Source organism: Mesotoga sp. UBA5825, from assembly GCF_002432955.1.
In the GTDB taxonomy this organism is placed as follows: domain Bacteria; phylum Thermotogota; class Thermotogae; order Petrotogales; family Kosmotogaceae; genus Mesotoga.
This window is the reverse complement of the sequence record NZ_DJHG01000013.1, coordinates 1-9,785: the sequence shown is the minus strand read 5'-3', so window position 1 is coordinate 9,785 and position 9,785 is coordinate 1. Positions and strand designations below refer to the sequence as shown.

Genomic DNA, 9,785 nt, shown 5'->3' with positions numbered 1-9,785 from the left:
CATGCTTTCAGATAACACGGCAGTTCTCTTTCTCAACAACAGCAGAAAGCCAATGGATGATGTAAACTTCAGGAAGGCCGTTGCCTGGGCCATAAACGCCGACGACATTGTTACAAGGGTTTTCGAAAACCAGGTTATCAAGTCTAACCCGCTTGGCTTCCTTCCTATCGATGCCTGGATGAAGTATTACGATGAACAGGTAGTCGAGCAGTACGGTTTCAAATACGATCCGTCGGTCTCCAAGAAGGTCCTGGCCGATGCAGGTTACAAGGATATAAATGGAGACGGGTTTGTTGAGGCGCCAGATGGTTCCAAGATAGAACTCTCCATAATCGTTCCTTTCGGCTGGACCGACTGGATGGAGTCAATAAAAATAATCGCCAACAACCTGAAAGCCGTGGGAATCAACGCTAAGGCTGAATTCCCCGACTACTCCAGATATCAGGACGAACTATACGGCGGCAGATTTGACATGGCTATCAACAATTTCAACAGCAATCTGTCCAATACTGTATGGAGTTACTACTACTGGTTGTTCTGGGATATCAGAGAGCAGCAGACTCAAGGCAACTACGGCAAATACAACAATCCAAAGGCCTTCGAGTTAATGCAAGCCTTCGACAGAACGCCTGTCGATGATTATGAGACGGGTCAGAAGATTATGTCGGAACTGGAAGAGTTGTTCTTGAAAGAGATTCCCTACGTTCCTCTCTGGTTCAACGGAATGTGGTTCCAAGCGAGTACCGATGTATGGACCAACTGGCCGAGTGAACACGGCCCTCATTATTATCCCTGCACCTGGAACGGAAAATGGCAACTTGGTGGTATATTCATGCTGACAGCTCTGGAGGCAAAGTAACGAACTAATATTTCTGCCCCCGCGGACGTAGTGTTGTCTGTGGGGGCCTTTGGCAGACTCGGATTTCGACGATTTCGCTCATGCGAGACTCAACCTGTATGGCTCGGGCTCCCGGTGTTGTTTTTCGCTGGGCAAGGAAGCAAAATTGCTTTTTTGGCAAGAAGACCGTCTGTATTCTTAAGGACAATAAAGATAACGATAGGATTGGACTGATCCAGATGCCGTACTGCCTGTGAATGAGGATTGCAACTAAGTCTTCCTAGGCGCAGTTTCTCAACATGACTGGAGCAACTCCCTTCAGTCTTTGAAGAAACACAAGTCCCTGTCCAATCCCCTTTTTCTGGCTCGCCGAAGTCTAGAGAGTCACACGACTCAGATTGGGTGTTCGGAATGGGATTTGGTATCGCGGCTTTGACCGAGAATTTGTTTTGGTGGGTCAAGAAGATGAAGCTCTCCATCTTGTGGGTAGGGTTAAAGGAAGGAGACTCAGACCGTGGGAGCCTATTTCAGAAGAAAGATAATAATCTACCTGCTGACATTTGTATTTGCGGTTACGATAGACTGGATGATACCGCGATTTATGCCCGGCAATCCAATTACGAATCTGCTGTCTAGGTTTTCCACCAGGTCGGATACAACCGAGGTAATCGCCGGCTACCTTAACGAGATCTATGGGCTGGACAAATCACCACTTCGTCAATATGTCGCTTTTTGGGCAGGCCTTTTCAGAGGCGATCTTGGAGTCAGCTTGTATGTTACAGGGGCTCCGGTAACCAGGGTGATAACCAGGGCCCTACCCTTTGACCTTGCCCTGTTGATTCCCTCAATTATGCTCAGTTATTTTTTGGGCAACAAGTTCGGTGCATTTGCCGCCAGGAAAAAGAAACTTGACGGCATAGTCTTGCCCATCTGGTACGTACTAACGGCTACGCCGTACATGTGGCTGGGTATACTTCTCGCCTGGTTCTTTGGGGTCGCGCTTGACGTTCTTCCAATAGCAGGTGCCTACAGTTTTTCAATGGTGCCAGGCTGGAACTGGGCCTTCATCTGGGACTTCCTGAAGCATTGGATACTTCCATTTAGCTCTCTCTTTCTTGTGCAGTTTGGAGGCTGGGCCATCGGAATGCGTAACATGATCATCTATGAACTCGAGGCCGAGTATTCAAGGTACCTGGAGTCTCTGGGTGCTTCTAGCACTCTCGTCAGACGGTATGCCTACAAGAACGCGGTCCTTCCTCAGATTACGGGACTTGCTCTCCAGCTCGGTGTAATAGTTGCCGGAGCGCTTGCCACCGAAGTCGTCTTTTCATACCCCGGTATCGGCCATCTTCTAAAGGAAGCGATTATGAATCAGGATTACTTCCTCATACAGGGTTGTTTTCTGTTCATAATCGTCGGTGTGTTGTTGGCCAACATCATTCTGGATATCGCATATATAATGATTGATCCTAGAATCAGACACACGGCAGGGGGAGAGACTGTATGAAGACTAAGAATGAATTTCTTTATTTCGCCCTTAGAAACGGGCGTCTGAAGGTCGGTTTTTGCATACTCTCATTCTTCATTTTGCTGGCGATCTTCGGACCTCTCTTCGCGAAACACGGACCGCTCGATTATGCCGGGCCGGGCTACCACCCGCCTTCAAAAGAGTTCTGGTTAGGAACTACAACCTTCGGGCAAGATGTTTTTTCGCAGACGGTTTATGGACTGAGGTCAACTTTTTTGGTCGGATTGGTTGCCGGAGGTCTCGCGACATTTCTGGGGATCCTCATCGGCTTCATAGCCGGCTATCGAGGAGGCATGGTCGACGAACTGCTCAACATGTTGACCAATATCGTTACTGTCATACCGACGTTGGCCCTTCTTCTTATTGTTGCGGCCTACCTACCATATAGAGGAATACTTGTACAGAGCATATTTATAGGTCTTACCTCCTGGCCGTGGGCGGCAAGAGCGATAAGGGCCCAGACGTTTACTTTGAGAACGAGGGACTTCGTCGACCTCGCCAGAATCACTGGCATGAAACCATTGAAAATAATCTTTGGAGAAATCGCTCCGAACATGATGTCCTATCTCTTCATGACATTCATACTCCAATTCGGAGGAGCGATTCTCGCGGCGGTTACGCTTGACTTCATAGGACTTGGCCCGACTCAGGGAATCTCGCTCGGACTTATGATGCAGAATGCGGTTTTGTGGAGCGCAATTCAGCTTGGGATGTGGTGGTGGCTGATACCTCCCGGAGTAGCTATCACGGCTATCGTCGGCGCGCTTTATTTCATGAATACTGGACTGGATGAAGTTTTCAATCCTAAATTGAGGGAGCTGTGATAATGTCTCTAAGCGTAGATGGCCTTAGAGTTTATTACCAGACTCTTAAAGGAGATATCAAGGCCCTGGACGGAGTAAGCTTCGATCTTCGCGACGGGGAGATTGCCGGAATTGCCGGAGAATCGGGCTGCGGAAAATCGACTCTCAGCAACTCCCTCATAATGCTTCGTCTCCCGATGAAACTCGTCGAGGGCAGTGTCTCTCTTGACGGAAGTCAGCTTCCTATAGGTGATAGCAGGAAGATGAAGGATTTCAGATACAAAAGAATCTCCATAATACCCCAGTACGCCATGAATGCTTTGAATCCTACCGTCAAGCTAAAGAAACTCATTGCGGATCTTCTCGCCTGTCACGGCGTGGGATACGAAAAGGCCCTTCCCGAACTTAACAGGAGGCTGGATCTCGTGGGTCTCGATAGATCGGTCCTAGACATGTACCCCGTAGAACTGTCGGGAGGAATGAAGCAGAGGGCTGTAATGGTTATCTCGACGCTTTTAGATCCCTCTTTGCTAATAGCAGACGAGATCACATCGGCCCTGGATGTCTCGACTCAGCGCGCAGTAGCCGAGATGATCGTAGAGTTCAGGGATAAGGGCTTTGTCAAAAGCGTCATCTTCGTTACCCACGACATCTCGATCCTCTACCAGATAGCAGATTCGATACTGATAATGTACGCGGGCAAGCTTGTAGAGCGGGCCGCTACAGAAGTGATAATTGAAAAGCCTGCCCATCCTTACACGAAGATGCTTATCTTGTCTCTGCCGGAGGTTGGAGTGCACTGCACAGATAGAAGACTGAAAGGAATCCCAGGAAAACCCCCTCAACTACTGTCGCCTCCGAGAGGCTGCAGGTTCAAGGACAGATGCCCGCTGGCCTTTGAAAAGTGCGAAGAGGAGCCGCCCATGACTGAAATAGAACCTTCACACTGGGTGGCCTGCTGGGGAGTGAGCTAGATGCTTGAGCTCATTAATCTGACGAAGGTCTTCAGGACGGGAATGTTCTCTTCAGGCAGTCTCAAGGCCGTAAACAATGTGTCTTTCAAGATTGAAGAGGGAGAGGTCACCTCTCTAATAGGCGAGAGCGGGAGCGGCAAAAGCACCATAGGAAAGATGATCCTGAGATTGCTGACAATCTCTGAAGGAGAAATACTACTTGATGGACGTGATATTAGCGTGTTGAAGGGCTCTGAGCTAAGAGATTACTACAGAAAAGTACAGGGCGTCTTTCAGGACCCGTTCAGCTCCTATAATCCTATCTTCAAAGTGGACAGAGTCTTCGAGAATCTTCGATCGGTTTTCTTCGGGAAGTTGCACTACAGTGACTGGATGGAAAAAGTGCACACAGTTCTGAAAAAGGTTGGCCTAGATCCAGATCAGATCCTTGGTAAGTATCCTCATCAGCTCAGCGGCGGTCAACTGCAGAGAATCCTCATATCCAGAGCCCTGCTGCTGGACGTAAGCTTTCTGGTGGCCGACGAACTGATCAGCATGCTTGACGCCTCTACAAGAGTCGACGTGTTGAACCTGCTTGCAGACCTCAAGAAGAAGGGCCTTTCAATACTCTTCATAACCCATGACCTGTCTCTTGGCTACTATTTGAGCGAAAGAACAGTAATACTGTTCAAAGGTCATGTCGTTGAAATGGGAAGAACTGACAGGGTTTTCTTCAATCCTCAGCATTATTACACATGTAAGCTCCTCTCCTCAGTGCCGAGGCTCGACCAGAAGTGGGAGGACCTTAAGAGCGATTACGAAACGAAAATCGACGGACGAAAGTGTTTCGACCCCATCATGGATGAGGAACAAGAAATGGTGAAAGTTGAAGAGGATCACTATGTGGCCGTAAAAAGGAGATGAAGGTATGTTTGGCGAAGATTTCCTGTTCGGTGTCTCTCTTTCAGGATTTCAGTTCGAGATGGGAAGGAACTCTCCCGAGAGCATCGACCCTGGCTCGGACTGGTACGTTTGGGCTCACGATAAATTCAACATCGAAAATAAGATAGTTAGCGGAACGCTACCCGAAAGCGGGCCAGATTATTGGACAGGCTTCGAGAAGTTTCACAGACTTGCAGCCCACTCGGGAATGAAGATAATACGAATAGGGTTGGAGTGGTCGAGAATTCTCCCTAAACCAACTTTCGAGAGACGCGCAGATGAAATCGATGATATATGCAACGCTGAAGCGATAGAGCACTACAGAGAGATGATTCAAGACATAAGGAATCTGGGAATGAAGGTAATGGTTAATCTTAACCATTTCTCACTTCCCATTTGGCTCCACGAACCGATTAAGGTTAACAGGTACTCCGATTTCACTGCCGGAGGCTGGGTCGATCCGCGAACGGCCGAAGAATTCCGCAAATACGCCTGCCTATGCGGAAGGAGACTTGGAGATATCGTCGATATGTGGTCAACGGAGAATGAACCAGACGTCGTGGCGATGCTTGGTTATAGAAACAGATCCTCCGGGTTCCCTCCGTCGATTGTCAGGCCCGACCTGGTGGAAGTGGCTCGCTCCAACTTGATCAACGCCCATCTGAATGCGTACGAAGAACTCAAGAACCAATCAGCCTCACCGGTGGGCTTGATCTACGCTTTCAGCTGGATAGACGGAGAAAAAAGCGCGGCCGATTCTGCCATGGAAGCTCAATTAGAATTCATCGACCGCATAAAAGAGAGAACGGACTTTCTTGGCATAAATTACTATTCACGGATGGTCGTCCAACCCGATAAGGACAGCGACAGAGGATATAGGGTCTTGCCGGAATTTGGGCAGGGTTGTAAACCCAACTCGCTCTCCAGATCGGGCAGACCGACGAGCGACTTCGGCTGGGAGATCTACCCCGAAGGGTTGTACAATATACTGAAGATGACAATGAGAAGGTACGATATCCCAGTCTTTATAACAGAGAATGGAATCGCAGATGGCGCGGATTGCCTGAGGCCTTACTATCTCATCAGCCACCTGCACGCAGTGGAAAAGCTTATTGAGGAGGGCTTCAGTGTAAAGGGATACTTGCACTGGTCTCTCGCGGACAACTACGAATGGGCCTCCGGCTTCGCGATGCGCTTCGGACTGGTGAGTGTAGACTTTGAAGATGGAAGCCTAACTCCAAGACCTTCTTACTACCTTTTCAAAGAAATCATTGAACAGGGCTCAGTGAATAGCTTCAAGAAGATGTTGAAAGAGCCGTACGACCTTTTTGACGAAAGCCTGCTCATTGAATAGGGGGGAAAGTCTAGATGGTAACCATAAAAGATGTCGCCGCCGAAGCTGGGGTTTCGATAGCGACCGTCTCGAGGGTAGTGAACGGAAGCGGCTATGTTTCAGAAGACACTAAGTTGCGTGTATTGAGGGTGATTAACAGGCTCAACTATCATCCAATGCCTTCGATTCGAAAGAAGAGTCTTTACAGAACCCTGGGCGTCCTTCTTCCTAACACTATGGGAAACCATTACGGAGAGATCTTCATGGGAGTCGAGGATTATGCTCACAGGAACGGGTTCGACGTAATGCTCGCCATGGCCCGAGAGATGGTCAGTCGCGAGCAGGAGATTCTCAACGAATACTTCCAGCGAAAGGTCGATGGCATCATAGTTGCGACTCTTCACAGCGACGAGCACATGCTTAACAGGTTCATAGAGAGCGGAATAGTCGTTGTCGCCGTCGACTCTCCAATAAGAGAGATCAAGGCCGACTCCGTAAACATAGATAACTCCTTTGCCGCATATAACGTTGCTAAATTCCTTCACGAAAAAGGGCACAGACGTGTTCTCTTTCTTCCGGGGCAGGAGGGTGTGCACGCTTCAAAGGAGAGGTTGAAAGGGCTGAGAAAATTCGCTTCAAGATCCACGGACTTCGATCTGAAAGTTGCAAGGGTAGGAGGATTCGAGCCGCACCATGGGCAGGAAGCCATCAGGGATTACCTTCAGGATTCCGGCGTTGATTTCACGGCAATCTTTGCCGTTAACGATCACGTGGCAATGGGCGCAATGCAGGAGCTTCACAAGAAGGGTGTTCGGGTCCCTGACGACGTATCCGTCATAGGGTTCGACGATTCAGTTCACGCTCCTTATACGATTCCCGCCCTAACTACCGTCTCGCAACCCAGAATCGAAATGGGAAGCGCCGCCGCTCAGCTACTCATAGAGAGATTGAGGCTGACCCAGAAGAGAGTATTCAGGAATATCGTTCTGCCCACGGCCCTTGTCGAAAGGGAATCGGTAATAGCTATATAGCAGAGAGGAAGGAGAGGACATCCTTGGCGATCAGAATAGTCGGCAACAAGCTCAATAATCTCCCCTGGGAAGAAAGGCCTGAAGATTTTCGCGAGCCGGTATGGAGATACTCGAGAAACCCCCTTATCACACGCGAAATGGTGGTAGGTGCCAACAGCATTTTCAACAGCGCAGTAGTAGCGTACGGAGATGAATTCAGAGGAGTATTTCGTGTCGACACTAAAGAGCTCGCCATGGAGCTTCACTCTGGGAAAAGCAAGGACGGTTTGTCGTGGAACATCGATGGAGAGAGAATCGAATTCATTTCCGAGGAACCAGAAATCGCCCGTTTCGTTTATGGATACGATCCCAGAGTCGTCTTCCTCGAAGATAGATACTACATCACCTGGTGTAACGGTTATCATGGACCGACCATAGGTGTCGGCTATACATACGACTTCGAGAGTTTCTATCAGCTTGAAAACGCGTTCCTTCCTTTCAACAGAAATGGGGTACTCTTCCCGAGAAAAATCAAAGGAAAATTCGCAATGTTAAGCAGGCCGAGCGACAACGGGCACACTCCCTTCGGAGACATCTTCTACTGCGAGGGCCCCGATATGATTCACTGGGGCTGCCACAGACATGTCATGTCGCCCACTGTTGGCTGGCAATCAACTAAAGTGGGAGCTGGACCCATTCCAATAGAGACCTCGGAAGGTTGGTTGCTTATCTATCATGGTGTATGGACATCGTGCAACGGCTATGTATATAGCACGGGCGTTGCCCTTCTCGATCTGGAGAAGCCCTGGAAAGTAATCAAGAGGTCTAAGCATTACATTCTCAATCCGAGAATGCCCTACGAAAACGTCGGCGACGTTCCGAATGTAACCTTCCCGTGCGCCAGTCTCCAGGATCCCGAGACGGGAAAAATCACCATATACTATGGAGCGGCAGACACCGTTACCGCGCTTGCCTTCACGACTGCAGAGATCCTGTATGACTTCCTAGAAGAGCACTCGTAATTAATGTCACCAATGCGGTAGTCGAAATGTTCCGATTCCCAATAGGTAGTCTATGAAAGGATCAACACATGGATTGCAAGTTATCTTCTCCATCTCAAGCAAATAGGACTATCTCTTTTTGTGGACTGATATGTTTACGAAGGTTATGAAGGCAGCACATTCCATTGTGCCGCTGGGATCTTCGGTTCAGCCAAACCAAGTGAACGGGAACAAACTCCCTTGCAGCTAAGCAGTCTCCAATGAAAACTGATAAATCAATCCCTTGATTCTGAAATGACTAAGAACATGAGTGAGAACTGGAGAGAAGATCCTTTGGCAATGGATACATCCTTGCATTCCTTCCTAGAAGATCTCTGAAGCGATAATACCAAATAATGTTCTATATACCAGACACTTATGGCAAAACCTGTTCGTTATAACGGTCATTAACTGCAGGGTGGTCTACCCGCACTCACATGACCCTGGTTGGGATACGTATCGACAAATGAAAAGTCGATTATTGGCTTGTTGTAAAGATCAAGATATGTGTGCGCCTTTCTTCAATAATGCCAGCTTCTGTTCGTCTTCGTCCAAACCGTCACTTTCCGAGACCCCGTTCGATGAAGTCTTCCATTTCCTGTATATGCTCAGGATTTTTACAGGCCCTCTTCCAGTCATCCAAGACCCTTTCGAAAAACTCATCTGGAGCATCTTCGGCCCAGTCTTTGAACTGAGATGTCGATTCTTTGCCGAACTGGTCTATTCCTTTCAGAATACCCATGCAGTATTTCTTCGCCTCGTTCTCCAGCGAAAGTTCGAAATATCTGTTCAGTTCATTTGTGAATGGTTCTAAAGCCTCTTCAAACATTTCCCACGCTCTATCTGACGGTTCCACATACCCATACCTCATGCTGCCTGATTGTTCCCAGAGATCCTCAACTTCAATTCCTTCCAACGCATAGTACACTTGCGAAGCAACGTTCTCGACATCTATATCGCGCAGGTATTCCAATGCGATTTGCTCAATACGTTTTGCAATGCTCCGATCTTCGTTGGCCAAGGCTTTCAGTATAATAAGAGCATCATGACCGTTGATTTTGTCAAGAACCTTCTTTTTCTTTGTTACTGCTCGAGATTGCTTGTTGTTCCTATCCACCGTGTCTCCACCTCAACATCCCCGTCGTTATTCTCAGAAGATACTGGATAACTTGATTATAACTCTCTTACAGCGAGTTCAAATGATAGTGATTTCCATTGGGATTATGATCAGTGCGGAGGGTTCAACACAGAAAAGGACGAAACAGAAATTCCAATGGCGGTCTCGGAAGACGGAGGACCGTTGACGGATTTCGGGCCTTTCAGCGAACAGATGCTCCC

Annotated in this window: 9 protein-coding genes; 8 read left to right on the top strand and 1 reads right to left on the bottom strand. The window is 48.4% G+C overall.

What is annotated here, in order from left to right:
* The 8 genes from B3N33_RS00960 to B3N33_RS00925 all read left to right on the top strand — a co-directional run.
* On the top strand, positions 1–859 hold an 859-nt coding region (locus tag B3N33_RS00960; RefSeq protein WP_292591858.1), incomplete at its 5' end, for an ABC transporter substrate-binding protein.
* Between the two features lie 493 nt (positions 860–1,352).
* Positions 1,353–2,345 (top strand): ABC transporter permease, encoded by a 993-nt coding sequence (locus B3N33_RS00955; protein ID WP_214059826.1) that lies wholly within the window; start codon positions 1,353–1,355, stop codon positions 2,343–2,345.
* Positions 2,342–3,190: an ABC transporter permease gene (locus B3N33_RS00950; RefSeq protein WP_214059825.1), complete on the top strand. Its 849-nt coding sequence runs from the start codon at positions 2,342–2,344 to the stop codon at positions 3,188–3,190. The genes B3N33_RS00955 and B3N33_RS00950 overlap by 4 nt, the downstream gene beginning before the upstream one ends.
* A gap of 2 nt (positions 3,191–3,192) precedes the next feature.
* Positions 3,193–4,143, top strand: coding sequence for an ABC transporter ATP-binding protein (locus B3N33_RS00945; protein WP_214059824.1), 951 nt, complete (start codon positions 3,193–3,195; stop codon positions 4,141–4,143).
* Positions 4,144–5,046 carry an ABC transporter ATP-binding protein gene (locus B3N33_RS00940; protein ID WP_214078965.1) on the top strand — a complete coding sequence of 301 codons (903 nt, stop codon included), beginning with the start codon at positions 4,144–4,146 and terminating at the stop codon, positions 5,044–5,046.
* A gap of 4 nt (positions 5,047–5,050) precedes the next feature.
* The gene (gene bgaS / locus B3N33_RS00935; protein WP_292591856.1) at positions 5,051–6,418 is read left to right on the top strand and encodes a beta-galactosidase BgaS; all 1,368 of its coding nucleotides are present in this window, start codon (positions 5,051–5,053) and stop codon (positions 6,416–6,418) included.
* Positions 6,419–6,432: 14 nt separating this feature from the next.
* A complete protein-coding gene (locus B3N33_RS00930; RefSeq protein ID WP_214059821.1) occupies positions 6,433–7,428 on the top strand; it encodes a LacI family DNA-binding transcriptional regulator in 996 nt (331 codons plus the stop codon).
* A gap of 23 nt (positions 7,429–7,451) precedes the next feature.
* A complete protein-coding gene (locus tag B3N33_RS00925; RefSeq protein ID WP_292591854.1) occupies positions 7,452–8,429 on the top strand; it encodes a glycoside hydrolase family 130 protein in 978 nt (325 codons plus the stop codon).
* A gap of 577 nt (positions 8,430–9,006) precedes the next feature.
* Here the strand turns inward: B3N33_RS00925 and B3N33_RS00920 are convergent.
* A complete protein-coding gene (locus B3N33_RS00920) occupies positions 9,007–9,564 on the bottom strand; it encodes a hypothetical protein (RefSeq protein ID WP_292591852.1) in 558 nt (185 codons plus the stop codon).
* Positions 9,565–9,785 lie beyond the last annotated feature (221 nt).

Excerpts from the sequence above, each read along its gene's own strand:
- B3N33_RS00950 (WP_214059825.1), top strand. The coding sequence starts at position 2,342 with ATGAAGACTAAGAATGAATTTCTTTATTTCGCCCTTAGAAACGGGCGT.
- bgaS (WP_292591856.1), top strand. The coding sequence starts at position 5,051 with ATGTTTGGCGAAGATTTCCTGTTCGGTGTCTCTCTTTCAGGATTTCAG.
- B3N33_RS00940 (WP_214078965.1), top strand. The coding sequence starts at position 4,144 with ATGCTTGAGCTCATTAATCTGACGAAGGTCTTCAGGACGGGAATGTTC.
- B3N33_RS00930 (WP_214059821.1), top strand. The coding sequence starts at position 6,433 with ATGGTAACCATAAAAGATGTCGCCGCCGAAGCTGGGGTTTCGATAGCG.
- B3N33_RS00945 (WP_214059824.1), top strand. The coding sequence starts at position 3,193 with ATGTCTCTAAGCGTAGATGGCCTTAGAGTTTATTACCAGACTCTTAAA.